We start from the raw sequence: 25,974 nt of genomic DNA on the forward strand, positions 1-25,974 counted from the left end.
GCAGGCGTGTCCCGCCGCAGTTGCTGTTTCTTTCATCCTCTGATCCCCCCGGGTTTCGATGCAATTTGCGGTTTCAAGCTGCGGCATGGGAAAGCGTGTTTTCCACCAAAAAGCAAGCAGCCAGATCCTTGTTGCCGCGGGCGGTCAGGACCGGGCTTTGCTTGTGACAGCGGCCGAATGCGTTCGGGCAGCGGCTGGCGAAACTGCAGCCGGGCGGCAGGTCGATCGGGCTTGGCGGCTCTCCTTCCAGCAGGCACTCTTCCGGCTTGTAGCGGCGCTCCTCCAGCGTCGGCACGGCGCTGAGCAAGGCCTTGGTGTAGGGATGGCCTGGATCGAAGAACAGCCGGCTGTTGTCGGCGATCTCGACGACTTCGCCGAGATACATGACGGCAACGCGATTGCAGACGCGCCGTACCATGGCCAGGTCGTGGGAAATGTAGACATAGGTCAGGCCGTGTTGGGCCTGCAACTGCTCGAACAGCTTCAGCAATTTGAACTGCTCGGTCTGGTCGAGCGACGACAGCGTCTCGTCCATGATCAGCACCTTCGGCTCCAGCACCATGGCGCGGGCGACGTTGACGCGCTGGCGCTGGCCGGCACTCAAACCCAGCGGAAGCTCATCGTAGAGCGTACCGGGCAGGCCGACCTCACGCATCACGGAGAGTACGCGGTCACGCAACTCCGCGCCCCTGGCGATGCCGTGCGTCTTCAGCGGCTCCTCGATGATGGCGCCGATGGCGGTGCGTGGCGGCAGCGAATTGAAGGGGTCCTGCAGCACCAGCTGAAAATCGCGCCGGAACTTCAAAAGTCCCTTGCCGGAAAGCCTGGTGATATCCTGCCCGTCGCAGAGGACCTGGCCGCTATCGGGCCGTTCCAGCCGGCTGAGCAGGCGCATGAGAGTGGACTTGCCGCAGCCGGATTCGCCGACGATGCCGAAGTTCTCGCCCGGAAAGACGTCGAAGGTGACGTTGCGCACGGCGCGCACGGTGCTGTAGCTGGCAAAGGTGCCGCGCTTGCGCACCCGGTAGGAACGGGTGGCATCACGAATGCTGATGATCGGCTTGCGGGTCTCGGCCGGCAGATCGATGGCGACCGCTTCGCTCGTCCAGATCTTCGGGATCTGGCTGATCAGTTCGCGGGTATAGGGATGCTCCGGCGTGTCGACGAGCGCCTTCGTTGCCTGCCGCTCCACGACCCTGCCTTCGGCCAGAACCAGGATCTGATCGGCAGCGTCACTCACCAGCGGCAACGACGAGGATATAAAGACGATCGCCGTGTCGAAACGCGTCGTCAACTCCCGCATCAGACGTAGCACCTGGGCGGCGACCGTAACATCAAGCGGCTGGGTGACGTTGTCGGCGACAAGGAAAGCCGGATTGCTGACCAGCGCATCGACGATCAGGGCGCGCTGCATCATGCCGCCGCTGAATTGCGATGGATATTCGTGATAGCGCATCTGCGGCGAAGGGATGCGCACCGCGCCAAGCAGATCGATGACCCGCTTCCTGGCTTCCTCATGCGCAATCTCCGGTGCGACCGCGCGCAATTTCTCGACGATCTGCTGGCCGACCGGCAGGGTCGGATCGAGGGCCCCGGCCGGATTGGCGCCGACATAGGCGATCTCGCGGCGCAGCATGCGCAGCTTTTGTGCCGGCAAATCGAGGATGTTTTGGGATTTGTAGACCACCGATCCGGACGTAACCTTCAGTGGCGGATCGATCCAGTTGACGAGCGCACGCGAGAGCACGGTCTTGCCGGCGCCGCTCGCCCCGATGATGCCGAGAATTTCGCGCGGGGCCAGATCGAAGCCGATGTCGGAAATGATCGGGCGCATGCCGCCGCCCGTTTCCAGGCCGACGCTCAGATCGCGAACCTTCAGAAGCGGTGTGCCGGTCACGATTTGCCTCCATAGATACGATTGCGAGCCCGTTCGAGCGACGCGCCCATCAGGTTGATGCTGGTCAGGCACAGACACAGGAACACGCCCGGCATGGTGGCGATCCACCAGGCGTTGAGCAGGTATTTGCGGCCGTCGGCGATGATGTTGCCGAAAGTCGGCGTCGGCGGCTGAACGCCCAGCCCGATGAAGCCGAGGATGGATTCGAAGATCATCATCCGGGCGACATCGAGCACCGACACGAAGATGATCGGCGGCAGCACCAAGGGCGCCAGCAGGCGCACCATGATGCGGAAATCCGATGCGCCGTAGATTTCGGCGGCGCGCACATATTCCCGCTTGCGCTCGGTCATCACGACGCTGCGGGTGACGCGGGCATAGACTGGCCAGCTCGAAAGGCCGAGGACGAGGATGATCGCGGGGATCGTCGGGCGCGAGACTCCGAGCACGGTGATGGCCAGAATAATCATCGGGATCGACAGCTGGGCATCGGTCAGGCGCATGATCACCATGTCGACGCGGCCGCCATAGTAGCCGGCGATCGTGCCGAGCGAACAGCCGATGATCAGCATGACGAGAACGGTGGAAAGCCCGATCAGCAACGAGTAACGCAGACCGACAAGGCTGCGCACCAACATGTCGCGTCCGATCTGGTCGGTGCCGAGCGGCGCCGTCCAGCTCCATTTTTCGCCCATGAACGGCGGCGCATGCAAGCGTGTGGCGACACTCATCTTCGTGGGGTCGATACCGCTCAATTCCGGATAAAGCAGGGCCGCCAGAACCAGCACGATGAAAATGGCAGCGCCGAAACGAAATTCGTTGGAGGCAAGGGCAATCCGCCAGATACGCCGCGCCACCGAAGCGCCGCGTTGCGTTGCCGGAACCGGGACTGCCGGGATGTCTGTCTCTGTCACGCTCATCAATATTCCAACCTTGGATCGATCATGGTGGCAATCAGGTCGACTGCGATGTTGATGAAGACGAAGATCGCGCTGGTGACGATGGCGATCCCTTGGATGAGCGGGAAGTCACGCTGCAGCACGGCGTTGATGGTCAAAAGGCCGAGGCCCGGATAGTCGAAGATGAATTCGACGACGAGGACGCCACCCAGCAGGCCGCTGATCTGGATGCCGATCAGATTGAGCAGCGGAACGGACGCATTGCGTAGCGCATGGGCAACGATGATGCGGCTGCGACTAAGGCCGCGGACATTGCCGACTGCGATGAAGGGCTCCATCATCACGGTAGCCACGGATCCGGTCAGCGTCCGGATCAGCACCGGCGCCAGTTCGACGGCCAGAACGATCGCCGGGAGGATGGTATAGGCAAAGCCGGAATAGCCGATCGCAGGCAGCCAGCCGAGCTTGACCGACAAAAGCATGGCAAGGACGATGCCGAGCCAGAAGTTCGGCAACGATATGAAGATCGAGGAAATGTAGAAGGCCACGCGATCCGGCCATCGTCCAGGCGCCAGTCCGCCGGGAATGCCGACCAGGAACGAGAAGACCAGGGCGAAGAATATTGCCAGTCCGCCGAGTTGCAGCGTCATCGGCAGGGTGTCGGCGATCAGGGTCAGCACTTCGGCCCGTTCGCCGCGAGTGGAATCGCCGAAGCTGGAGCCGCCTGTAGAAGCGCCGCTCGCAGGCCGTACGAAGGATTGTCCGAGATCGCCCCTGACGACGCCGCTCATATAGCGGCCGAACTGCACGAGGATGGGATCACGCAGGCCCATGTCCTTGGCGATCTGCTCGATCAGCGCTTCTGGCGCCATGCCGCCGGCCATCAGCCGGACCGGATCGCCGGGAACCACACGCAGCAGCGTGAAGATCAGCAGCGTCACCAGAAAAACGATCAATGCGCCTTGCGCCAGCCGTCGAACCAGAAAACTGAGAATGAACATGTCATATCCTGGCAGCAATCGGAGCGAACCGTCCTGAGCGGTGACGGTCGCGGTCGTTTGTTGACATCATGAGCGAAACGAAAACCTCCGCGGCGCCGGCCTCCAGCGCCGCGGAAAACGCAAGCTAGCATCAGCTGAATGCGGCCTTCGAGGCGTCCATGGATCCGTCAGGATATATGAAGAGACCGGCCAGCGACTTGTCCATCGCGTGGATCATCACCGAAGTGAACAGTGACAGGGCCGGCACCTTTTCGGCAAGCATGGGCATGGTTTCGGTCTGCAGGATTTTCTTGCGCTCATCGAGCGACGGGGCACTGCGCTCCTTGTCGAGTGTCGCGTCGAGTTCCTTGTCGACGATGCCGGTAATGCGCTTCGAGGTCGAATGGAAATGCGTGCGCAGCACGAGGTCGGGCTCGGGCGAACCGGTGGACCAGCCGCAATCGACCATATGGCCGGGGCCGCCGCCCGGACGGTCGTAGAGGCGTTCGTTCCAGGCGGCGATTTCCAGAACGGAGAGCGACACCTGAAAACCCTGTTCCTGCAGCATGGCGGTGATGACCTCGCCGTATTCCTTGGTCTTCGGGTAGAAGCCGACGGAGGTGATGTATTCCAGCGGCGGCAGGCCCTCGCCCTTCGGGAAGCCGGCCTCGGCCAGCAGCGCCTGGCATTTTTCCGGGCTGTATTCTGGATAATTCGGCAGGTCGATATAGCCGAACTTCACCGGCGACACGTAATTGGACGAAGCATGACCGGCCGAGCCCAGAATTTCGACGATCATCGAGCGGTCGATCGCGTGGCAGGCCGCCTTGCGGATCAGCGGGTTGTCGAACGGCGCCTTCGAGCAGCGGAACCAGAGATACTTGTTCTCGACCGAAACGACGCTGCTGATGGCGATCTTGTCGTTGCCCTGGAGCGAAGTCACCTGTTCCGGTTCCAGACGCTCGACGATCGAGGCCTGGCCGTTGAGCAGGGACAACATGCGCGTCGTGCTGTCGCCGACGAAATTGAAGCTGATGCCAGGAATCTTCGGTGTACCGAGGAAATAATCAGGATAGGCTTCGAGGATCGTGGCATTGCCTTCCTGCTTGACGAACTTGAACGGGCCGGTGCCGTTCAGGCGCTGCGTCAGCGGGCCGGTCGGGCCGCCGGCGACATCGGTCGCCGACATGATCGGCAGGTATGAGGCGAGGAAGATGAACAGATGGGCCGGATATCCGCCCTTAGAGGTATCGACGATGACCGTGTAGTCGTCAGGGGTGGTGATAACAAGCGTCTCGGTCGGGCCGGGATAGAATTGGGCCGGGCGGTCCGGCCCGGAGCCGTATTCGAAGGTCGCCTTGACGTCTTCGGCCTTGAAGGGTTTGCCGTCGTGGAATTTGACGCCTTCGCGCAGCTTGATCTCGAGCTTGTTCGGATCGAGAAGCTTGATGCTGGTGGCCAGTTCATAGACCACTTCATCGGGCTTTTCGACAGTCATCGGCGTCCGCGTCAGGAAGCCCATGACGAAGCCTTCGATATTCTTCTGCGACAGCGTCGTGTGGCCGGTCGGGTCCCAGTTGCCCGTAATATTTTCCGCCGACAGGAACACCACCGTCTTGCCCGATTGGGCAAAGGCCGAGGAGAACAGAAAATCCGGGTTGATCTGCAGGAGACCGGCACCCGTGCCAGCTGCACCAAGCCCGGCGAGGAAATTGCGTCTGCTGATGTCATTCATAAGCTGCTTCCCTTTTTGTGGTTTTATGTGGCTTTCTTATTATTCCACGATATCGGGCATTTTTTCCTTTTTCAATGGGCTCTCGTAATTTAGAAAAGCCGCAATGCCATGTTCCCGTCGCAAGCCGGCTCCGACGATTTGTATTCTGTTGATTATAAGTGCAATTTCGGAAAACTCTTTCGGTGCGGCGCTAGCTGAGATCACAAGAATGGCGAATTTTTCAGCATTTATCTATTGTGCAGGCAGAATAAGCGGGTCAGATATTTTTATAAATATCACAAAATCACATTTTGACGCCTAAAAAATACACAGGGAAGGCAACGCGCAAACCTCGCCATCTCCACTGACAATAGCTGCTCCTTTTGCGCCCATTCCCACACGGCCCCCGCCAAGGTGCGTGGGAGGACGGAGGCGCAGCATGCCGAACTCCTTTCGGTCATCGGCGTTGCCGCCCAAACCAATCATCTGGTGACGACAATGCAGATCCCCGTCGATCCGGAACATCCAATCCGCGCTGTTTGCGTTAGGCTGCTGGGGTTTATATGCGACCCGCCGGACTCCCACGTAAGGCAAACCACCACCGGGGTGTCTCAGTCGTGCGATAAGAACGCCTATGGTGTTGAGCTGAATACGAAAAGCCCCGAAGCGGGGCGTATGGTAGTCAAAATCTCCGGAGGCATTGTGGCGCCTGCCTAGCCGTTTTGCTTGCTCAATGCTTCGGCATACGTCACAACGCGCCCAACGGCGACGGGACGCCGACGCGAATGGCCTGCGAGAAATTCGGCGAAACACCGTCGTCGTGCGCTCTTGCAGCGATGTGTGCGGCAGACCGCAGTTGCGACAAGGGAACGGAGATGTCCAGCGCGCCACGGTCATAGGCGTATTCCGGCAGGTATCCGTTGACGACGAGGCGCCAGTCCGTCGGCACGGCGTCGCCTGCGACGCGCATCATCTTGACGATCGTCGTCGTGCAGTTGGTCGTCAGCGAATTGTAGAAGGCGGGCGTGGCCGCGAGCTTGTTTGCGTCGGAGACATACTCGCGCAGAAGAAGTCTCGCAGCCGCCGGCGTCGCCCTCAGGCGATAGATCTGGACGTCCTCACCGCGAAAATTGGAGCGGAGACCGATCACATCTCTTTCATCTGCGGCGAGGATGACCAGAGGACTGTTTTTGAAAAGATCCGCCAGCGGTGAGAACGAACCTCCGGAAAGGCGACGCACCTCGATAGACCACGCCAGATAGCGGCCGTCGTCGAAGCCGAAGCTCATGATGACATGCGCGATGGTCGGACCTGACCAGTACGACATGAACATGTCGACGCTCTTCAGCTTGTTCAGGTCGTAACTGCGTGTCGTCCATCGTTCCGTGAAGTCGGTGGCACTGCGCCACTCGAAATCGCGGACATTTGTCAGCGTCAACAGATCACCGTCGAATTCGCCGGTGACCTGACGAGCAACGTCCGGAGCCCACGCTCCATTTGCCGGCGGCTCGATCGTGCTCCACCAGACGAGAACAAGGACGAACGCGGCCGCAAACGCGAGGACCGCACGAAAGCGCCTCCTGCCGAAGAGCGCCACGATGACCCAGGCGCCAAGAAGCCCGAACAAGATGGCGCTGGCTTGCCTGCCGACCTCGGGCAATGGCAAGCGGTACCAAAGCGCGAGCGACGACCAGGCCGATGCGAAGGCGACAAGCAACACAAGCACTGCAATGACGATCGCACGGACCGGTCGAACCATTTTGCATTTCCAAACGAGTTTGAAGCGTCCGTCCTGTCGTGGACCCTATCGGTTTCCGGACTGGAAGCCCAGAATCTATCCGAAGCGACGGGTCTCCGGATCCTCCATCTTGGTATGGCTTGCATTCCGCTGGCGTGACCGACGTTGCCAACAGGCGTGACAAGGCCAAGTTAATCCCAACCGGCACGCTGCTTTTCCTTGATTTTCTCCGGAAGAAAAGGAAGGTCATCATAATGAGGACGGGCCTGGCAGGCGTCACGCGACCCTGAGGGACGGGGATGCGCGGCGGTCGAGGGCGCCGCTCCAGATGGTCAGGAGCAGGGCGACGGCGACCAGGATTGCGCCAATCCAAGGGGTCGAAGCGAGACCCAGCGGCGATTCGACGACCAGGCCACCAAGCCATGCGCCGATGGCGATGCCGAGATTGAAGGCCGCGATGTTGAGCGCGGAGGCGACATCGACAGCGCCGGGACGGTGTTCCTTGGCCAGTTGCACGACATAGAGCTGCAGGCCCGGAACATTGGCGAAGGACAGGAAGCCGAGCGCCGCCAGCGTGATCAGGGTCAGTACCGGCGAGACGGCGGTGAAGGAAAACACCAGCAGTACGATTGCCTGAGCCAGGAAGAGGCCGACCAGCGCCTTGACCGGATTACGGTTGGCAATCTTGCCGCCGCCGATGTTGCCGGCCGCGATGGCGATGCCATAGAGCACGAGGATCAGGCTGACACTGGATTGGGAGAAGCCGGTAACGTCCTGAAGGATCGGCGCAAGAAAGGTAAAGGCGACGAAGGTGCCACCATAACCGAGCGCGGTCATGGCGAAGACGATGAGCAGGCGGCCAGAACCGAGCACGCGGACCTGATCGAGAATGCTTGCCGGCGGGGCCTTCTTCAGCGTGTTCGGTAAAAGGGCGGCGATAGCGACAAAGGCGATGACACCGAGAGCGGCAACGGCCCAGAACGTTGCACGCCAACCGTAGATCTGGCCGATATATGTGCCAATCGGAACGCCGGTGACGATGGCGACGGTCAGGCCCATGAACATCATGGCGATAGCCGAGGCGCGGCGGTTTTCCGGCACGAGGTCGGCGGCGATCGTTGCGCCGACCGAAAAGAAGACGCCGTGAGCGAAGGCGGCAATTACGCGGGCAACGAGCAGCATCTCATAGCTGGGCGACAGCGCCGCAATGGTGTTGCCTATTACGAACAGGGTCATCAGGCCAAGCAGCAGCGGCTTTCGTTCGATCTTGCCGGTCAAGGCGGTGAGTATGGGCGCGCCGAAGGTGACGCCGAGCGCGTAGACGCTGACGATCAAACCGGCGAGCGACAAGGTAATGTGCAGATCAGTCGCAACCGTCGGCAAAAGCCCGACAATCACGAACTCGGTGGTGCCGATCGCGTAGGCCGCGATCGTCAAGGCAAAAATGGCTAAGGGCATGACAAGTTCCTTTCCGCCCCACGGTTCGAGTGAGGGTGCTGAGACAGCGGAGCTGCCGGTTGAACGATTGCTGTGTTGCAATATGGGTGGAGAGAACTTGAATGATAATCGGGAGTATTGGATAAGTACCTGTGAATTACTTTCATAGGCGAAAGACAATGGATAACCGAACAGGGGAAATGGAAGTCTTTGTAATGGCAGCCGAATTGCAGAGCTTTTCCGCCGCTGGACGGCGGCTCAAAATGTCTCCGTCTGCCGTCAGCAAACTCGTGACGCGCATCGAAGATCGTCTCGGGACACGCCTGCTGGTGCGCTCGACGCGGACAATGACATTAACACCGGAGGGTGAAGTATATCTCTCTCGAGCGCGGCGTATCCTGACCGATATAACAGAGACAGAACAGATTGTGGCTGGCGGAGGCAAAATGATCCCGCGCGGACTGCTTCGCGTTAATGCGTCCGTGGGCTTTGGAGAAAGACACCTCCTTGCACTCATACCTGCTTTTCTCGAACTCTATCCTGAAGTTCAGCTCGACATTTCGCTGACGGACGGCATCATTGGTCTGATTGAGGAACGCACAGATATAGCAATTCGATCTGGAGCAATGGATGACTCGTCCCTAAAGGCGCGCAAGCTTCTCGAAAGCCGACGGGTCATTGTTGCGTCCCCCGCCTATCTAGACGCAAAGGGCATACCGAAAACTCCACAGGACCTCGCCAACCACAACTGTTTCAGCTTCAATTTCCGGCGTTCCCTGAACGAATGGCCATTCCGGAACCCTGGGACGTCGGAGGTCTATCGCCTTCCCGTAACGGGTAATACCGCGGTCAACAGCGGCATGGTCATGCGCCGACTTTGCCTTTCCGGCAGTGGATTGGGCAGGGTGGGCCAATTCCATGTTCAGCCGGATATCGACGCAGGGAAGCTGATCCCGTTGCTAGAGGAATACAATCCTCACGACATGGAACAGATTCATGCAGTGTTTGCTGGACATGAGCATCTTGCCGCTCGCATTCGCGCGTTCATCGACTTCCTGGCGGAGCACCTCAGTGACGAAGGAAAATCGGAGCCGCTGCCGTGAAACCACCATCGAGCGGTTTTCTGACGGCTCGGAAACATCAGCCGGTAGCACTGAGGTAACGATGACGATCGCATCCGAAAGAGATGATGCGTGACTGGCTACTTCAAAAACGCTTCAGATGCCCGATCAGAACCGATGAATGCGTAAGCCAAGTATCTTCTCACAAACGACCACCACGATGAGTGTCAAAATAATCGAGCAAGTCGAGACCGCTGCCGCCTCGGGCGTAAAATTGGTGCGCAGGTAATCGAACAACTGGATCGGCAGCGTCGATGTGCCGACATTCTTCAGCATGAAGGAAATGGTGAAGACGTCAAATGAGACGATGAAGGCGAACAGGCAGCCGCCGATGACACCGGGCTTGATCAGTGGCAGCATGATCCGCCGGAAACGGGTGAAACGGCCGGCCCCGAGACTTTGCGCCGCCAAGCTCCAGGACGGATCATAGCTTTCCATCGACGCCGAGACGTTGATGAATACGAAGGGCAGCGTGATCAGCACGTGGCCGAGGAGCAGACCAACGATCGTCTGCGTGCCGATACCGATCGAATAGACGAAAAACAGCAGCGAGATCGCAGTCAGGACTTCCGGCAACAGCAACGGCGCCAGCATGGCGATCCGCACCGTGTCCTTGAACTTACCAGCATACTGCACATAGAACATCGCCGCCATCGTTCCTATGATGCCGGAGATTATCGTGGTCAGCGTCGCGATCCACAAGGAAGTGCGGATTGCCCGCATGAACACTTCGTTGTTGAAGAACACCAGATACCAGCGAAATGACAACCCCTGCGGCGGGAAGGTGAGGAAGGCGCCGGCATTGAACGACGCCCCGACGACGACCAAGATCGGCGCCAGGAGAAAGGCGTAGATGACCAGGCAGTACACCGTGAGGAAGGGTTTCGACATGTCTTTTATGCCTTCCATTTCATGACGGTCAGCCGCCCGAAGATGACCACCACGATCGCGCCTGTGACCGACAACATCAGCGCCAGCGCGGAACCGAACGGCCATTGGAACGTGTCGATCAGGGCATCGACCACCGTCACCGCCATGGTTTTGACCCGAAGGCCGCCGATCAGCGAAGGCGTCACATAGGCACTTAGCGACAGCACGAACACCAGGATGCAGCCGGCCTGAATGCCGGGCAGCGACAACGGCAGTGTGATGCGCCGGAAGGCCTTGAACTTGGAGGCACCGAGCGAACGAGCGGCCGATTCCAGCGAGGGATCGATGCCCTGGATCGCGCTCATTATCGGCAGGATCATGAAGGGCAGGAATACATGCACCAGCGCAATGACGATGCCGAGGGCATTGTACATCAGCGGCAGCGGCCCATCGATCACGCCCCAGCCAGCCAGCGCCCGGTTGATCAGGCCGTTATTGCCGAGCAGGATCGTCCAGCCGTAGCTGCGAATCACGATGCCGACCAGAAGTGGTGAGAGCACCAGTCCGTAGCCGAGGGAGCGGATCGCAGATGTACCCCGCGCCAGCTGCCAGGCCACCGGATAGCCTAGAATCAGACAGGCAAACGTGGTGACGAAGCCGATCCACAGCGTGTTGACCATCTGGCTGATGTAGAAGATGTCCGAGAAGAACTTGCTGTAATTGCCGGTGGTAAAGCCCGGCGCATAGGGCGTGCCCTGCCCAGGCACGCGAAAGCTCATCACGATGATATTGAGATACGGCAGCACGAGAAAGAAGCCGAGCAGGATCGCGGCGGGCGCGATCAACAGCAGCGGCCCGAACCGTTTTTTGGCGCCTGCGTTCATGCCGCGGATCCAAGCGGCCAGAAGCGGTCTGAAGGTGCACGCAACAGCACCTCCTCGCCATCGGCGAATCGTATCCGCGGAAACGTCTGGACGTTGACGACCGCGCCGTCCGCCAACTGCAGCCGGTAATCGACGAGGCTACCGGAATAATAGCTGGACAGAACTTTGGCGGGCACGCCGGCCCCCTTGGAGGATATCGGCAGCAGTTCGACCGCTTCCGGGCGCAGCGCCAAAACAAGTTCGGTATCGTCGGCATAGTCGTCGGCAACTTCGACCTCACCGAACACGGTGGAGACCACAGTGCGGCCAGCGGCCTTGCCGACCTTGCCGTGGACGATATTCACCTGACCGACGAATTCCGCCACTTCCAGATTTGCCGGACGCTCGTAGATGTCGGAGGGCGTCCCAATCTGAGCGATACGGCCGCTGAACATCACCACCACCCGGTCGGACATGGTCATGGCTTCTGCCTGGTCATGGGTGACGTAGACGGTCGTAATTCCGACGCGGCGCTGCAGGTCGCGGATGAATATCCGCATCTCCTCGCGCAGCTTGGCATCGAGATTGGCGAGCGGTTCGTCGAGCAGCAGGATTTTAGGTTCGATGACGAGCGCACGCGCCAGCGCCACGCGCTGCTGCTGGCCGCCGGAAAGCTGGCGCGGATAACGGTCTGCATAGCCGGCAAGCTGCACCATATCCAGAACCTCGGATATGCGGGTGCGGATCTCGCCCTTCGGTATCCTGCGCATTTCCAGCCCGAAGGCGAGGTTCTTTTCCACCGTCATATGCGGGAAAAGCGCATAGTTCTGAAACACCATGCCGATATCGCGTTTCTCGACGGGCATATGCACGACATCGCGCCCGTCGAAGCGGATCGCCCCATGGGTCGCGTCCTCGAACCCGGCGATCATCTTCAATGTCGTCGTCTTGCCGCATCCGGACGGGCCGAGCAGCGAGATGAACTCACCCTCGGCAATTTTGATGGAAATGCCGTTGACTGCGAGACCCTGCCCGTAGTCCTTGGTCAGCTTTTCAATGCTAACCTCTGTCATGAATTGTCACTTTCCAATTGCCTGGAGCCAACGGTCCAAAGATCCTCCGCAAAAAAAACCGATCATGGCTCCGCCACAGGGGTGGGCCATGATCGCATCGGGGGAAATCACTTTATGGTCTTCGCCCAGCGTTCGGCGAGCTCGCCTTGCTTTTCGTTGACGAAGTTCCAGTCCCAGGTGAGGATCTTGTCCATGTCGGCGCCGGAGACCGGCACGCTGGCTTTGAGATCAGCCGGCACCATGACCTTGGAATTGGTCGGCGAGATGAAGAACTGTCTCATCATCATCGTCTGCACGTCGGGCGACAGCAGGAAGTTGGCATACTGGTAGGCCAGTTCCTTCTCCGGGCCATTGGCAAGGATGTTGATGGTTTGGTCGAACATGAACATCCCTTCTTCCGGGACGATGCAATCGACCGGCAGTCCCTGAGCCTTCAGGCGGGCAATTTCGCCGAAATCGAACGGTGCGACGACGATTTCGCCTGACGCGAGACCGGTGGAAAGGTTGAAGTCCACCTGGATGACCGAGCCAAGCTTTTCGAGCGCGGCAAAGCCGGCGTCGACATCATACTGGTCCTTGCCAAAAATCCTCGAAAACAGCAGCAACTCCATCTTGCCGGCGCTGTTGGCAAAATTGTAGAGGCCGATCTTGCCTTTGAATTCCGGGTTGGTCCAAAGATCCTTCCAACTTTTTGGCGGTGTCTTCACCAGGTCCGTGCGGTAGCCGATGCCGATCGGGGAAACGGCGCCGATCGCGCCCCAGCCGTCGGTCTTCTTGGCCAGCGGATAAAGGTCGGCATAGTTCGACAGCTTCGTCAGGTCGAGCTTCTCGAAGAAACCTTCCTTGCGCAGCCCCGAGGCGAAGACCTCGTTGGTCATCACGATCGAATAGGGCGGCTTGGCAACGCCGGCGGCCCGCAGATTCGCCCCGAACACGCGGCCGTTTCCAACGTCCAGCGTCACGGCTGCCCCGCTCTGCTTGGTGAATTCCGGCGCCACTGTCGAGCGCCAGTACTGTTCCCATACCCCGCCCAGCGTCGGCACGATCAGCGTCTTAGATTGTGCACGGGCCGGAAGTCCCATGAGACCGGCGGCAGCGAATGCTCCCATTCCGGCAAGCGTCTGCCGCCTTGTCAAATCCATCATTTTCCAGTTCCCCTTAGTTGCGATCCTTGATCGTTGTGCCGGCGGTTTTCCGCTTCTGCGCACGAGTCAGTCGACTTCAGTCACTCATCAGCCTTTCGAGAAAGCCTGTTTCGTCTTCAGGTCGATATATTCACCGTAGGTAATCGGCTCGTATTTCGCGCCGCCCTTTAAGAAAGGCGGCAGGCACTCGATCACCGTGTCCTTCGACGGGTTGAGGAAGAACGGGATCGACTGGCGGCGCGCCGTGCCCTTGAAGCCGCTCGGCGGATTGGCGACCCGATGCGGGGTCGAGACCCACTCGTCGTTGCTCCAGCGCATAAACGCATCGGCGATGTTGATGACATAGGCACCCTCGATCGATGGCGCGTCAAGCCAGTCGCCATTGCGGTTGCGCACTTGCAACCCGCCTGCCGACGCTTCCGAGCGCAAGATGGTCATGAAGCCGTAATCGGTGTGGACGCCGGCGCGCATCTGGCCCGGCAGCGGTGCTTCGTCCTGTTCGGGATAGTTGATGACGCGCAGTGCCGAGAGGTGGTTCTCGAAGGACGGCTCGAAATAATCCTGGTCAAGCCCGATCGCCTGGCAGAAGATCCGGCGCATGTGCTTGGCCAGGATTTCCATTTCCTTGAAATAGTCGCGGAAGGCCCGCTCGATCCCTTCCGGCCTGTTGGGCCACGTATCGCCCGGCAGGTTCTGACCGAAGTTCAGGCTTTCCTTGTAGTCGCCGGGCGTCTTGATGCCGAGCGTCGCGGCCAATGCTTCCTCGGCGAGGGGCGAGAAGGCGACGCCGCCCATCACGCCCGTGCCGCGCCCTTGCGTCGTCTTCCAGTCTTGCGGGTAATCGAAAAAGGCGCGGGCGAGTTGATAGAGCCGCGAGGTGACGTCCAGCGAAACACCATGGCCGGTGACAAGGAAGAAGCCGGTGTCGCGACAGGCGGCCTCGATCGCCTTCACCACATCGGCGCTGCCCACCTCATTACGGATGAAAGGCCCCACATCGATGACGGGAATGCCGGCCCCGACACCGTTGGACGACGCGGTATTGGCGTTCGATACGGACATAAGCCTACCTCCAAACTCGACTGACAAACAGATGTTGACAAAAACATCTGTTGTTGTCCATATCAAAAATAACGAAACTTCAACCCAGTGAACTAGACAAGATGGATGACCTTGCCCCCCAGGAAGCGGCCGTCCTGGCAATCATTAAGGACAACCCTTTCGCAGGGCAGCAGGAAATCGCGTCGATGCTCGGCCTGGCCCGCTCGACCGTGGCTGCCCACATCGTCCAGCTGATGCAGAAGGGCTATATTCTCGGCCGCGGTTATGTGATGCCGGCCAGGACGCGGGCCGTTTGCATCGGTGGCGCCGTGCTCGACCACAAGTACCGCGCCAAGGAAGCACTTGTGTTCGAAACCTCCAACCCGGTGGATGGCATTCGCAGTCTCGGCGGCGTTGCCCGCAACGTTGCGGAAAACCTTGCACTGCTGGGTACCTCGACGAGCTTCGTCTCGATCGTCGGCGATGACGAAGGCGGAAGGGCGATCCTGAAGCATATGCGCGACCGCGGCATCGATGTGAGCCAGGTCGTCACCACCTCGGAACGCCCGACAGCCGAATATGCTGCGATCCTCGATCCACAGGGCGAACTTGTTCTCGGCATTGCCGACATGGGCATTTTCGACCTGCTTCTGCCGAACCATATCGAGCGGATCTGGCCGCATCTGGCCGCCGCCAGCTGGGTGTTTTCCGACTGTAACCCGCCCGCCGAAATGCTGGCAGCCCTGATCGCCAAGCGCCAGGGCGGCGCCCGCTTCAAGCTAGCGATCGACGCGGTCTCGACCCCCAAGGCTGCTCGCCTGCCGAAAAATCTGACCGGCATTGACCTCCTGTTCATGAATATCGACGAGGCGAATTCGATCCTGAAGCGCCAGGGCCACGAAACGATCGAGGATGCCCGCGAAGCCGCGCTTGCGCTGCAGGCAGCCGGCGCACGGGAAGCGATCGTCACCATGGCTGCACGCGGCATCGCAGTTGCCGGGATCGAAGGCGCCAAGACGTTTCCGGCGGTCACTGCCCGGCCGATCGACATTACCGGCGCGGGCGATGCCATGATTGCTGGTACGCTTCACAGCATTCTGAACGGCGAAAACACCTATGCCGCGGCCCGCACCGGCGCGCTGCTCGCCACGCTGACGACGGAAAGCACCGCCAGCGTCCACACCGAATTGTCCGAACGCTTCCTCGAAGCGAACATGCACCGGCTTGTCGGCTAACCTCGCCGGCTGAATCAAGGAATTGTCACAATGACCCTCATGAAGCCCCGACTGAGCCGCGAAATGGCCGAAGCCATTGCAGCCGGCAGCCCGGTCGTAGCGCTTGAATCCACCATCATCACCCATGGCATGCCTTATCCGGCCAACCTCGAAACGGCCCTGGGCGTGGAAACGGTGATCCGTGAAAACGGCGCCATTCCGGCCACGATCGCTGTCGTCAAGGGCGAACTGCGCGTTGGCCTTGAGCACGATGAGCTGGAAGAGCTGGCGCAGTCAAAGGGCATCGTGAAGGCCTCTGGCCGCGACCTGGCCGTCGCCATGATACGCGGTCAGTCGGCCGGCACGACGGTTTCGGCCACCATGCTGATGGCAGACCTCGCCGGCATCGACGTCTTTGCGACCGGCGGTGTCGGCGGCGTGCATCGCGGCGCCGAGCAGACCTTCGACATCTCCGCCGACCTGACGGAATTGGGCAGAACGAAAACCGCTGTCGTCTGCGCCGGCGTAAAATCGATCCTCGACATCGCCAAGACGCTCGAATATCTCGAAACTCAGCGAGTGCCGGTGATCGCCTACGGCACCGAGGATTTCCCGGCTTTCTTCACGCGCAGGAGCGGCTTCAAGGCCGACCATCGGCTCGACACGCCGGAAGAGATCGCCAAGGCGATGTGGTTGCACCATCAACTCGGCACGGGCACCGGCCTTTTGATCGCCAACCCGATCCCGGAAGCGTCAGCGCTGGCGCCAGACTTCATCGACGGCACGATTGCCGATGCGGTGCGCGATGCCGACGAGCGTGGCATCGACCGCAAGGAACTGACACCTTTCCTGCTCGCCCGCATCAACGAATTGACGAAGGGCGAAAGCCTCAAGGCCAATATTGAACTGGTGAAGAACAATGCCCGCCTCGCCGCCAGGATAGCGGTCGCCTATGCGCCGCTGAAGAAGGCCCGCAACTGACTATCAAACAGGGGAACTGCCATGAGCTACGAGACGATCCTTTACGAGAAGGATGCCAGCGACAAGTTCGCGACGATCACCATCAATCGCCCAGACAAGATGAATGCGATGAACAAGGTGGTGATCCGCGAGATCGATGCGGCCGTGGCTGCAGCCGTTGCAGATCCCGATATCAACGCGCTGGTCATCACCGGCGCCGGCCGCGCCTTCTCCTCCGGTTACGATCTGCAGGGCGGCGATTTCGACGTCGATATCGATTTTTGGCGCGAGGACATGTCGGAGAATGCCGAAGCGCTGCTTAACATCTGGCGCGCCCCGATTCCGGTCATCGCCTCGGTCAACGGCTATGCCCTGGCTGGCGCGCTGGAACTGATGATGTGCTGCGATCTGGCGATTGCCGCCGACAATGCCAAGTTCGGCGAACCGGAAGTGCGCCACAATTCCGGTCCTCCGGCGCTGATGATGCCTTGGTTGCTTGCCACTCGCGACGTCCGCTGGCTGATGTTCACCGGCGACATGGTGGATGCGCAAGAGGCGCTGCGCATGCATCTGATCAATAAGATCGTGCCCGCCGATCAGCTCAAGGAAAAAACCGAGAACCTGGCCCGTAAGCTGGCCCGTATGCCGCTGCCTGCGCTGAGATACACCAAGGCCTCGATCAATAACCAGCAGATGGTTGCCGGCCTGATGCCGTCCTTCCAGTACAATATCGAGGCGATCGCAGCCCTACACGTGACCAAGGCGGGTCGTGACTGGATGGCCAACCTCGCAAAGATGTCGCTGAAGGAATATCTCGCTTTCCGCGACAATCCGTTCAAGGGCCTCGACTGAGGTCCTGGCCATGCCCGCAAACACGATCGATGCCATGCGGGCTTTGATGGCGCCGCGCTCCGTCGCGGTCGTCGGTGCCACCGAGCGCGCCGACGCCTCGTCAAGCTACGTGATGAAGAACCTGATGCGCTTCGGGTATCAGGGAAAGATCATCCCTGTGCATCCTAAGGCGGAGGCAGTCTTCGGTTATCGCGCTGCCCCTTCCCTGCGCGCACTCGACGCCGCCCCGGACGTTGCCGTGATCGGCATCGCCGCCGACAAGGTGATCGCAGCGCTGGAAGAGGCAGGCAGCACCGGCGTCAAGGCCGCCGTCGTTTTGGCCTCCGGTTTTGCCGAATTGGACGAAGCCGGCCGCGAACGCCAGCGACAACTGGTCGAGATCGCCGGGCGCTACGGCATGGCCATCTGTGGCCCCAATTGCCTTGGTCTTTTCAATCTCACATCAGGCGCGGCCCTTTATTCCTCCAGTCTTTCGGCCAATCTCCAGAAGGGCCGTTTTGCGATCCTCTCCCATTCTGGCGCCAGCGCCATCGCGCTCGGCAATACCGCCCGCTTCGGCCTCAGCCACATCGTCTCCTCCGGCAATAGCGCTGCAACCGACATTCCCGCCTATCTCGAATTTCTGGCAAGCGACGAAGACACCGGCACGGTCGGTATCGTCATCGAAGCCATTCGCGCGCCGGAGGAACTGGCAGCGGCCATGGAAAAAATGCACGCGGCCAACAAACCAGTCATTGCGCTGCGTGCTGGCCGCTCCAGCCGCGGCGCCCAGGCGACGGCTGCCCACACCGGCTCACTCGCTGGCAGCAACGATGCCTACCGCGCTTTCTTCCGCCGCACCGGCATCATAGAAGTGCCGGACATGGACGGCTTCATGGAAACGGCAACGCTATGCCTGACGTTGAAGACACGCCCGGTAAAACCCGGTGTCGCGATCGTCGGCGTGTCCGGCGGTGGTGTCGCGCATGTCTCCGACGTTGCCGATGAAGCCGGCCTTTCGATGCCGGACCTGCGGCCCGAGACGGTCGCGAAGATGAAGACGCTGCTGCCGTCCTTCGCCACGCCGCAGAACCCGCTCGATACGACCGGCATCGTTTTTGCCGACGGCCAAATCTACCGCGACGTGCTGACCGCCGTGTCCGAAGATCCATCGATCGGGCTGATCGTCGCCTCGCAGGATGCGCCGGTCGGACTAGACGACTTCTGCGCCTGCGAATATCTCGGCATCGCCCAGGCGGTGTCGGATTATGCCGAAGCGGGCAAGGCACCGATCGTGTTCATGAGCAACCTCTCCTCCGGCCACCATCCGGCCGTCGAAGGGAAGCTGTCGAACGTGCCTGTCCTGCGCGGCACGAAAAGCGCCTTGACCGCTATCAAAAGTCTGATCGATCAGAACCGGCTTGTATCATGGCCCGGAGCTGCAGCCTCCGACAGAAAATCCTTGCCTGCGGGTGCTTTGACCGAACGCCAAGCCAAAAACCTGCTGGCTGCGGAGGGACTGCCTGTTCCGCAACAATACCTCGTCACCAGCGCCGATAAAGCCGCCAGCGCGGCCGCAAAACTCAGCTTCCCGGTGGTGATGAAGATCGAGTCGCCGGATATCCAGCATAAGACCGAGGCCGGCGGCGTAAAACTCGGCGTCGCCTCGGAACCGGAGGTTCGGCAAGCCTTCGACGCGATCATGGCAAGCGCCCGGGCCTACGCCCCGGATGCGGATCTGCGTGGCGTATCGGTGCAGGAAATGGTGACTGGCGGCGTGGAAGCGCTGGTCGGGCTTGTTCGCCACGAGCCCTTCGGTTTCGGCCTTGTCGTCGGCATCGGTGGCGTGCTGGTGGAACTGGTCAATGATAGTGCCTTCGACCTTCTGCCTATCGATCTCGCCCGCGCCGACGCTATGATCGGCAAAACCAAGCTCGCCTCACTGCTGGAGGGCTATCGCGGCTCACCAAGGGCCGATCGCCAGGCGCTGGCAAAATTGCTGGTCAAGCTTTCGGATTTCGCCGCCCGTTATGGCGACGATATCGAGGCTGTCGACCTCAATCCGGTCGCCGTTCTGCCGGATGGCGAGGGCGTGCGCATTCTCGACGCGCTGATCATCGCGCGCGCGAAGACGTGACGAGCAGACCCGGCGCAGCTTCGGCTGCCGTATCCGCGCGACCGAGCCAGGAGAGCCGTTCCGTCAGCAGCGCATAAAAGCCGTCGGCGTCGACGTCGCGCATGAACAGCGCATTTTTCGGCCGCCCCGAGACATCCCACCAGTCGGCGACGGTCATGCCCTTGGTGAGCTCGGACTCCGTCTCGATCTCCACATTGCAGAAACGACCGGAATAAAGTTCCGGCTTCAGGAGATAGGCAATCACGTTGGGATCGTGCAGCGGCCCACCATCGCTTCCATATTTAGCGACGTCGAAGCGTTCGAAATAATGAAGCCATCCGACCACGGCATCGCTGAGCGGAGTTCCAAGCGCCTGGATTGCAGCGACACGTACCCGTGTCGTCAGCGTCTTGTGCGTGACGTCGAGCGGCATCATCACGATCGGCACGCCCGATCCGAAGACGACAGCTGCAGCCGGCGGATCGACGTAGATATTGAATTCGGCGGCGGGCGTAATGTTGCCGCCCTCGAACAGTCCGCCGCCCATCAGCACGAGCTGTTTGATCCGGCCGGCGATCTCCGGCGCCCGGGTCAGCGCCTTGCCGAGATTGGTAAGTGGCCCAAGCGTGCAGACGGTGACTGCGCCGGCCGGTTCGCTCTGCAGGGTGTCGATGATGAAATCGACGCCGTGCTGTTCCTGCATCGGCATGCTCGGTTCAGGAAGATCCGCGCCATCCATGCCGGTCGCGCCATGCACGTGCTCGGCGGTCACTAGCGGTCCGGTCATCGGCCGATCGCAGCCGGCAAACACCTTGATGTCTGGACGGCCGGCGAGTTCGCAGATCTTGCGGATATTTTTGGACGTCAGCAATAGCGGCACATTGCCGGCAGCGCCAACGATGCCGAGAACTTCGATTTCCGGGCTCGCCAGAGCCAGGAGTATGGCCAGCGCATCGTCTTGCCCCGGATCCGTATCGATGATGATTTTTTGTGCCATTTGGGGCTCACTCTCGGAAACAAAATTTAGGCGACATGGGTGAGCGGTTCGCTTGCCCGCCATTTCGCCAGGAGATCGTTCTTGCGCTTTTCGAAGCGCTGGATGGATGCGAGTTTGACATGCCCGAAACCGCGGATCATGTCCGGCAGGCCAGCAAGCTCGGTAGCAACCGACGGATTGCCGGCATCGAGCGACTGGCTTAGCTCGATGACGAGCGTGACATAATCGCCGATCAGCTGGCGCTCCAGCCGACGCTCGGCAGTGCGGCCAAATGGATCGAGCCACGTGCCGCGCAGGAACTTCAGCTTTTCCAGCACTGCGAAGGCCGGTCGAATCCAGGCGCCGAAGGCGATCTTGGCCGGATGGCCGGTACGCCGGTCGATCTTCGAAATCATCGGCGGCGCCAGATGATGCTTGATCTTGAAATCACCTTCGAACTGTTCGGACAGTTTTCTTTCGAAACTGCGGTCGCGGTGCAGTCGGGCGACCTCGTATTCGTCCTTGTAGGCCATCAGCCTGAAGGCATTTTTGGCAACCGCTTCTGTAAAACCCGTCTGGCCACCCAGCCGGGCCTCGGCGGATGCAGCAACCCCCACCAGATCCGTATACCGCTTTGCATAGGCCGCACTCTGGTAATCGGTGAGGAAGGCGACACGCTTGGCGACAATCTCATCCAGCGTTTCGGCCTTGGGTTCGGCCTTGACGAAACGGGCCTCACGGGCCACGGCCTCGATATCCACCGCAGCGCGACGGCCCCAGCCGAAGGCGGCGCGGTTCATGGCGATGCCGGTACCGTTGAGTTCGATCGCCTTGTCGATGGCGGCAAGGTTGATCGGCACCAGGCCACGCTGCCATGCATGGCCGAGCAAGAACATGTTGGCAGCGACTGCATCGCCCATCAGCGCAGTTGCCAGATCCGTCGCGGCAACCGTCTCGACGGCGTTGTCCCCAGCCGCGCGGCGCAGCGACTTCAACGTGGCCTCCTGCCGGAAATCGATCGTCGTGTCCTTCACGAAGGACGCCGTCGGCGCAAAATGGTCGTCGATCACCGCCCGCGTCTTGTTCTTCGCAAACGAGGTCAGCGAATTCTTCTGGGCGGCCACGACAATGTCGAAGCCGAGAACGAGATCGCTTTCGCCAGGACCGACCCGCGCCGCGTGGATCTGGGCCGGATTGTTCGCCAGCCGGATATGCGACACCACCGAGCCGTTCTTCTGGGCAAGTCCTGTCTGGTCAAGCGTGGTCAGGGCCAAGCCATCGAGAAGTGCCGCCTGGGCGAGGATAGCGCTGACCGTTATAACGCCAGTGCCGCCGATACCGGCAAGCAGCATGCTGTAGGGCGTCTCGAACGTCGCGGTAAAAACCGGCAGCGGCAGGTCGTCGGTCTTGACCGATTTCGACTTCGCCGCCGGCTTGCGGATGCTGCCGCCTTCGACGGTTACGAAGCTCGGGCAGAATCCCTTGATGCAGGAAAGGTCGGTGTTGCAGCTCGACTGGTTGATGCGGCGCTTGCGGCCAAACTCGGTTTCCTGCGGCTCGATCGAGATGCAGTTCGACACGGCGGAACAGTCGCCGCAGCCCTCGCAGACCAGTTCATTGATAAAGGCGCGTTTGTCGGATACCGGATAGGCACCGCGCTTGCGGCGACGGCGTTTTTCGGCGGCGCAGACCTGGTCGTAGATCAGCACCGTGATGCCCGGGATATCTCGCAGCTCCCGCTGCACCGCATCGAGTTCGTCGCGATGATGCACGGAAACCGCGCGTGGAAGGTTGCCCTGCCACACGTCCGGCCGTTCGGCGACCACGACGACACGGGTCGCGCCCTCCGCCAGCATCTGGGAAACGATGCCTGGGACGGTTACGTCACCGTCATGTTTCTGGCCGCCGGTCATCGCGACTGCATCGTTATAGAGGATCTTGTAGGTGGCGTTGACCTTGGCCGCAATGGCGGCGCGAATGGCGAGTACACCGGAATGGAAATAGGTGCCGTCGCCCATGTTGACGAAGATATGCTTCTCGTCTGTGAATGGCGAAAGGCCGATCCAGGAACCGCCCTCGCCGCCCATCTGAGTGAAGGTTGACGTGTTGCGATCCTCGTTGCCGATGATCATCATGTGGCAGCCGATGCCGGTGGAAGCGCGGCTTCCCTCCGGCAGGCGGGTGGACACGCTGTGCGGACAGCCGGAACAGAAATAGGCCTCGCGCTTCAAGGCCGTCGCCTCGATCTCCATGGCAAGCGCCATTTCATCGACGAAACGGGCCTTGGCCTGCAAGGCGGCATCGAAATCGCCAAGCCGCGACAAGATTGCCTTTGCCACGGAGAGCGTGCCGATCTCGCCGATCGCCTGCAGCAGAGGCGCACCGTTTTCGCCGGCCTTGCCGAACACGCTCGGACGCCGATCAGCGGGCAGGTTGAACAGCTGCGCCTTGATCTGGTCTTCGAGGATCGAGCGTTTTTCTTCGACCACGAGCAGTTCGTCGACCCGCGCGGCGAACTCGGCGATCCCCTGCGGCTCGAGCGGCCAGACCATGCCGACTTTGTAGAGCGCAAGCCCGAGGTCGGCGGCGCGGGCCTGATCGATGCCAAGCAGGGCCAGCGCGCCCAACAGGTCGAGCCAGGATTTTCCGGTCGAGACGATCCCGAGCTTTGCGCGTCCGGTCGCACCCCAGACCGCGCGATCGAGATGGTTGGCGCGGGCAAAAGCCTGGACAGCCAGCATCTTGCGCTCCAGCCGCAGTTCCATCGCATGCGGCCCGTCCGGCCAGCGCAGGGATAGGCCGTCCGGCGCAAACACGTCGTCGGGCATGACGATCAGTGGTCGGTCCGGATCGAGATCGACGGTTGCCGAACATTCGACGATTTCCGTCTGGCACTTGAAGCCGACCCAGGCCCCGGAGTACCGGCTCATCGCCCAGCCGATGAGGCCGTAGTCGATATATTCGCCGATCCCCGCCGGCGAGAGCATCGGCACCATGGCCGAAATAAGATTGTGCTCGCTTTGATGCGGAAGCGTCGAGGAGACCGCACCATGGTCGTCGCCGACCAATAGCAGCACGCCACCGTTCGCGTTGGTACCGATGGCATTGGCGTGGCGGATGACGTCCATGCTACGGTCGACGCCCGGGCCCTTGCCGTACCACATGGCAAACACGCCGTCGTAGCGCAGGCCTTGAAACATGCCGGTCTGCTGCGTGCCCCAGACGGCGGTCGCCGCCATGTCCTCATTGAGGCCTGGCTGGAATTTCACATGTGCCGCATCGAGAAACTTCTTGGCGCGCGCCATCTCGCGATCGAAACCGGCAAGCGGCGATCCGCGATATCCCGAAACATATCCCGCGGTATTGAGCCCGCGCGCCAGATCCCGTTGACGCTGGATCATCGGCAGGCGCACCAGCGCCTGCGTTCCGGAGACGAGGATACGACCCCTTTCGAGGGTGTAACGGTCGTCCAGGCTGATTTTCGGTTCCGGGATATCCGGTTGGGTGTGGATCGACATCTATGCCCGCTCCATCTGTGCAACCGAAACCGGCGCCGCAAAGACTCGCCCGCGATTGAGGATGGCGTTCGGATCAAAAGCGGCTTTCAGCCGGCGCATGGTGGCGATCTCGGCCTCGCTGCGGGCATAGTTCAGATAGCCCACCTTGTCGGTGCCGATGCCGTGCTCGGCGGATACGCCGCCGCCGACCTGCTCGATCCCGGAAAATACCGCCTTTGCGACGTCCTTTTCGCGGCTCGTGACCATGCAATAATGCAGATTTCCATCGCCGAGATGACCGAAGATGAACGACACCGCGCCTGGATCCACCATCGATATCGACTGGGCCGTTGCGTCGAGAAACTCCTGCATGCGGCCAAGTGGCACTGAAATATCGTAACCGGCGTTTTGACCACAGGCGGTGAGAAATCCGTTGATGCCGTCCCGGATCGCCCAGAGTGTCTGAAATTCACGAACGGAATTGGAGAGCACGACGTCGCTCGCCAGCCCGTCCTCGAGCGCAGCAGCCAGCACGGTCTCGAAACGCTCATTGTCCTGATCCGGCGCCTGCCCCTGGATCTCAACCATGGCATACATGCCGGCACGAGGCGCCACCGGCGGGCGGATGCCCATATGCGCGACGGTGCCCTCGTAGACATTCGGGAAAATCACTTCGAAAGCGGAAAGGAGCCCGGCAAGCTCGACCCGCAGTTTCGATAACAGATCCTGCGCGGCGGCCAGCGACGGAAGCGCCAAGAACGCATTGCGCTCAATCTTCGGCTTGGGATGCAGTTTCAAACAGGCGCGGGTAATGATGCCGAGCGTGCCTTCGCTACCGATGAACAGTTGATTGAGGTCGTAGCCGGAATTGTCCTTCGGCAGGCCCTTGAGCGAGGTCAGCACCGTTCCGTCTGCGAGCACGGCTTCGAGACCCATGACCTGCGCCCGGTACATGCCGTAACGCAGCACGCGAATGCCGCCGGCATTGGTGCCGATATTGCCGCCGACCGTGGCGCTGCCGCGTGCGCCGATATCGACACCGAAGAACAGGCCCGCATCGCTTGCCCCCTGCTGCACGACCTGCATCGGAGTGCCCGCGCCGGCGATCAGCGTCTGTGCCACCGTGTCGATGGATTCGATGCTGCTCATCCGCTCCAGCGACAGCGACACTTCGTCGGCGACCGGCCGAGAACCGCCTGAAAGACCTGTACGCCCGCCCTGGACGACAAGCGGCTGGCCAAGATCATTGGCGGCAGAAAGAATGGCGGAAACATCTGCGCAATTGCGGGGCCGCAGAACGGCAAGTGGCCGCTGGCCTTGCGCCGCTGCGTCGGCGCAATAGGCATCGGGGACGGCATCGCCGCTCAAGATTGCGGCTGCATCAAGTCGGTTTTCCAGGCGGGCGAGAAGACGGCTCAACCGGTCAGACGGCACGGGCGCCCTCCCCTGGAAACTCTACGGTCCGGCCGTGCACCCCAGGGTCGGCCAAATGCGATTGCGCCCATTCCTTTACCCCTTAATCCGGGGGGTGAGGTTAGTCCCATTCCTCTATTTGTCAAACCTATATTTAAAAAGCAGTAGCCTTTTGAATTCGCCCATGGC

At 60.7% G+C, this 25,974-nt stretch carries 19 protein-coding genes and 1 pseudogene; 6 read left to right on the forward strand and 14 right to left on the reverse strand.

From position 1 onward, the window contains the following. Positions 1-73: 73 nt before the first annotated feature. From RL_RS33735 to RL_RS33750, 4 genes are all read right to left on the reverse strand, one after another. A complete protein-coding gene (locus tag RL_RS33735; protein WP_011648950.1) occupies positions 74-1,897 on the reverse strand; it encodes an ABC transporter ATP-binding protein in 1,824 nt (607 codons plus the stop codon). Continuing rightward, positions 1,894-2,817 (reverse strand): ABC transporter permease, encoded by a 924-nt coding sequence (locus RL_RS33740; RefSeq protein ID WP_041936983.1) that lies wholly within the window; start codon positions 2,815-2,817, stop codon positions 1,894-1,896. The genes RL_RS33735 and RL_RS33740 overlap by 4 nt, the downstream gene beginning before the upstream one ends. After that, positions 2,817-3,797 (reverse strand): ABC transporter permease, encoded by a 981-nt coding sequence (locus tag RL_RS33745; protein WP_003550298.1) that lies wholly within the window; start codon positions 3,795-3,797, stop codon positions 2,817-2,819. Before RL_RS33745 ends, RL_RS33740 begins: the two co-directional genes overlap by 1 nt. 130 nt (positions 3,798-3,927) lie before the next feature. After that, positions 3,928-5,511, reverse strand: coding sequence for an ABC transporter substrate-binding protein (locus tag RL_RS33750; protein WP_011648952.1), 1,584 nt, complete (start codon positions 5,509-5,511; stop codon positions 3,928-3,930). 330 nt (positions 5,512-5,841) lie between these two features. Between RL_RS33750 and RL_RS40925 the strand changes: the two are divergent. Next, positions 5,842-6,012, forward strand: a pseudogene (locus RL_RS40925) (carboxymuconolactone decarboxylase family protein); the annotation flags it as partial. 226 nt (positions 6,013-6,238) lie between these two features. Here the strand turns inward: RL_RS40925 and RL_RS33755 are convergent. Together RL_RS33755 and RL_RS33760 are read right to left on the reverse strand one after the other, a co-directional pair. Beyond that, on the reverse strand, positions 6,239-7,249 hold the full coding sequence (locus tag RL_RS33755) for an Lnb N-terminal periplasmic domain-containing protein (protein WP_011648953.1): 1,011 nt from the start codon (positions 7,247-7,249) through the stop codon (positions 6,239-6,241). Positions 7,250-7,504: 255 nt separating this feature from the next. Then, positions 7,505-8,686, reverse strand: coding sequence for an MFS transporter (locus RL_RS33760; protein ID WP_028742514.1), 1,182 nt, complete (start codon positions 8,684-8,686; stop codon positions 7,505-7,507). A gap of 158 nt (positions 8,687-8,844) precedes the next feature. Between RL_RS33760 and RL_RS33765 the strand changes: the two genes are divergently transcribed. Further along, positions 8,845-9,768 (forward strand): LysR substrate-binding domain-containing protein, encoded by a 924-nt coding sequence (locus RL_RS33765; RefSeq protein ID WP_028742513.1) that lies wholly within the window; start codon positions 8,845-8,847, stop codon positions 9,766-9,768. A 126-nt stretch (positions 9,769-9,894) separates the two neighbouring features. On the opposite strand, the gene RL_RS33770 is transcribed toward RL_RS33765, so the two are convergent. The 5 genes from RL_RS33770 to RL_RS33790 all read right to left on the reverse strand — a co-directional run bounded on the left by RL_RS33770 (position 9,895) and on the right by RL_RS33790 (position 14,799). Next, positions 9,895-10,695 (reverse strand): ABC transporter permease, encoded by an 801-nt coding sequence (locus RL_RS33770; RefSeq protein ID WP_011648956.1) that lies wholly within the window; start codon positions 10,693-10,695, stop codon positions 9,895-9,897. Next, positions 10,683-11,540 carry an ABC transporter permease gene (locus RL_RS33775; protein WP_011648957.1) on the reverse strand — a complete coding sequence of 286 codons (858 nt, stop codon included), beginning with the start codon at positions 11,538-11,540 and terminating at the stop codon, positions 10,683-10,685. The genes RL_RS33770 and RL_RS33775 overlap by 13 nt, the downstream gene beginning before the upstream one ends. Next, on the reverse strand, positions 11,537-12,592 hold the full coding sequence (locus RL_RS33780) for an ABC transporter ATP-binding protein (RefSeq protein WP_011648958.1): 1,056 nt from the start codon (positions 12,590-12,592) through the stop codon (positions 11,537-11,539). Before RL_RS33780 ends, RL_RS33775 begins: the two co-directional genes overlap by 4 nt. A gap of 107 nt (positions 12,593-12,699) precedes the next feature. After that, on the reverse strand, positions 12,700-13,737 hold the full coding sequence (locus RL_RS33785; RefSeq protein ID WP_028742511.1) for an ABC transporter substrate-binding protein: 1,038 nt from the start codon (positions 13,735-13,737) through the stop codon (positions 12,700-12,702). A gap of 87 nt (positions 13,738-13,824) precedes the next feature. Beyond that, positions 13,825-14,799, reverse strand: a complete 975-nt coding sequence (locus RL_RS33790; protein WP_011648960.1) for an isopenicillin N synthase family dioxygenase — start codon at positions 14,797-14,799, stop codon at positions 13,825-13,827. A 101-nt stretch (positions 14,800-14,900) separates the two neighbouring features. Between RL_RS33790 and RL_RS33795 the strand changes: the two genes are divergently transcribed. Genes RL_RS33795 through RL_RS33810 form a run of 4 tightly spaced genes read left to right on the forward strand, consistent with a single transcriptional unit; the run spans position 14,901 to position 19,920 of the window. After that, positions 14,901-16,013 (forward strand): carbohydrate kinase, encoded by a 1,113-nt coding sequence (locus tag RL_RS33795; RefSeq protein ID WP_026237200.1) that lies wholly within the window; start codon positions 14,901-14,903, stop codon positions 16,011-16,013. A 30-nt stretch (positions 16,014-16,043) separates the two neighbouring features. Continuing rightward, complete coding sequence (locus tag RL_RS33800; RefSeq protein ID WP_011648962.1) at positions 16,044-16,973, forward strand: pseudouridine-5'-phosphate glycosidase; 930 nt, start codon at positions 16,044-16,046, stop codon at positions 16,971-16,973. A 21-nt stretch (positions 16,974-16,994) separates the two neighbouring features. Continuing rightward, on the forward strand, positions 16,995-17,804 hold the full coding sequence (locus tag RL_RS33805; RefSeq protein WP_011648963.1) for an enoyl-CoA hydratase/isomerase family protein: 810 nt from the start codon (positions 16,995-16,997) through the stop codon (positions 17,802-17,804). Between the two features lie 10 nt (positions 17,805-17,814). Continuing rightward, a complete protein-coding gene (locus RL_RS33810; protein ID WP_011648964.1) occupies positions 17,815-19,920 on the forward strand; it encodes an acetate--CoA ligase family protein in 2,106 nt (701 codons plus the stop codon). Here RL_RS33810 and RL_RS33815 read toward each other — a convergent pair. From RL_RS33815 to RL_RS33825, 3 genes are read right to left on the reverse strand one after another with little or no spacing between them, the layout of a single operon-like run. After that, positions 19,898-20,896, reverse strand: coding sequence for a nucleoside hydrolase (locus RL_RS33815; RefSeq protein ID WP_011648965.1), 999 nt, complete (start codon positions 20,894-20,896; stop codon positions 19,898-19,900). The genes RL_RS33810 and RL_RS33815 overlap by 23 nt on opposite strands. A gap of 26 nt (positions 20,897-20,922) precedes the next feature. Further along, positions 20,923-24,393 (reverse strand): indolepyruvate ferredoxin oxidoreductase family protein, encoded by a 3,471-nt coding sequence (locus tag RL_RS33820; protein ID WP_011648966.1) that lies wholly within the window; start codon positions 24,391-24,393, stop codon positions 20,923-20,925. Beyond that, complete coding sequence (locus RL_RS33825) at positions 24,394-25,806, reverse strand: FAD-binding oxidoreductase (protein WP_011648967.1); 1,413 nt, start codon at positions 25,804-25,806, stop codon at positions 24,394-24,396. Between the last annotated feature and the right edge of the window lie 168 nt (positions 25,807-25,974).

Source organism: Rhizobium johnstonii 3841 (genome assembly GCF_000009265.1).
Lineage (GTDB): Bacteria > Pseudomonadota > Alphaproteobacteria > Rhizobiales > Rhizobiaceae > Rhizobium > Rhizobium acaciae.

Excerpts from the sequence above, each read along its gene's own strand:
- RL_RS33740 (WP_041936983.1), bottom strand. The coding sequence starts at position 2,817 with ATGAGCGTGACAGAGACAGACATCCCGGCAGTCCCGGTTCCGGCAACG.
- RL_RS33745 (WP_003550298.1), bottom strand. The coding sequence starts at position 3,797 with ATGTTCATTCTCAGTTTTCTGGTTCGACGGCTGGCGCAAGGCGCATTG.
- RL_RS33750 (WP_011648952.1), bottom strand. The coding sequence starts at position 5,511 with ATGAATGACATCAGCAGACGCAATTTCCTCGCCGGGCTTGGTGCAGCT.
- RL_RS33755 (WP_011648953.1), bottom strand. The coding sequence starts at position 7,249 with ATGGTTCGACCGGTCCGTGCGATCGTCATTGCAGTGCTTGTGTTGCTT.
- RL_RS33760 (WP_028742514.1), bottom strand. The coding sequence starts at position 8,686 with ATGCCCTTAGCCATTTTTGCCTTGACGATCGCGGCCTACGCGATCGGC.
- RL_RS33765 (WP_028742513.1), top strand. The coding sequence starts at position 8,845 with ATGGATAACCGAACAGGGGAAATGGAAGTCTTTGTAATGGCAGCCGAA.
- RL_RS33770 (WP_011648956.1), bottom strand. The coding sequence starts at position 10,695 with ATGGAAGGCATAAAAGACATGTCGAAACCCTTCCTCACGGTGTACTGC.
- RL_RS33775 (WP_011648957.1), bottom strand. The coding sequence starts at position 11,540 with ATGAACGCAGGCGCCAAAAAACGGTTCGGGCCGCTGCTGTTGATCGCG.
- RL_RS33780 (WP_011648958.1), bottom strand. The coding sequence starts at position 12,592 with ATGACAGAGGTTAGCATTGAAAAGCTGACCAAGGACTACGGGCAGGGT.
- RL_RS33785 (WP_028742511.1), bottom strand. The coding sequence starts at position 13,737 with ATGATGGATTTGACAAGGCGGCAGACGCTTGCCGGAATGGGAGCATTC.
- RL_RS33790 (WP_011648960.1), bottom strand. The coding sequence starts at position 14,799 with ATGTCCGTATCGAACGCCAATACCGCGTCGTCCAACGGTGTCGGGGCC.
- RL_RS33795 (WP_026237200.1), top strand. The coding sequence starts at position 14,901 with ATGGATGACCTTGCCCCCCAGGAAGCGGCCGTCCTGGCAATCATTAAG.
- RL_RS33800 (WP_011648962.1), top strand. The coding sequence starts at position 16,044 with ATGACCCTCATGAAGCCCCGACTGAGCCGCGAAATGGCCGAAGCCATT.
- RL_RS33805 (WP_011648963.1), top strand. The coding sequence starts at position 16,995 with ATGAGCTACGAGACGATCCTTTACGAGAAGGATGCCAGCGACAAGTTC.
- RL_RS33810 (WP_011648964.1), top strand. The coding sequence starts at position 17,815 with ATGCCCGCAAACACGATCGATGCCATGCGGGCTTTGATGGCGCCGCGC.
- RL_RS33815 (WP_011648965.1), bottom strand. The coding sequence starts at position 20,896 with ATGGCACAAAAAATCATCATCGATACGGATCCGGGGCAAGACGATGCG.
- RL_RS33820 (WP_011648966.1), bottom strand. The coding sequence starts at position 24,393 with ATGTCGATCCACACCCAACCGGATATCCCGGAACCGAAAATCAGCCTG.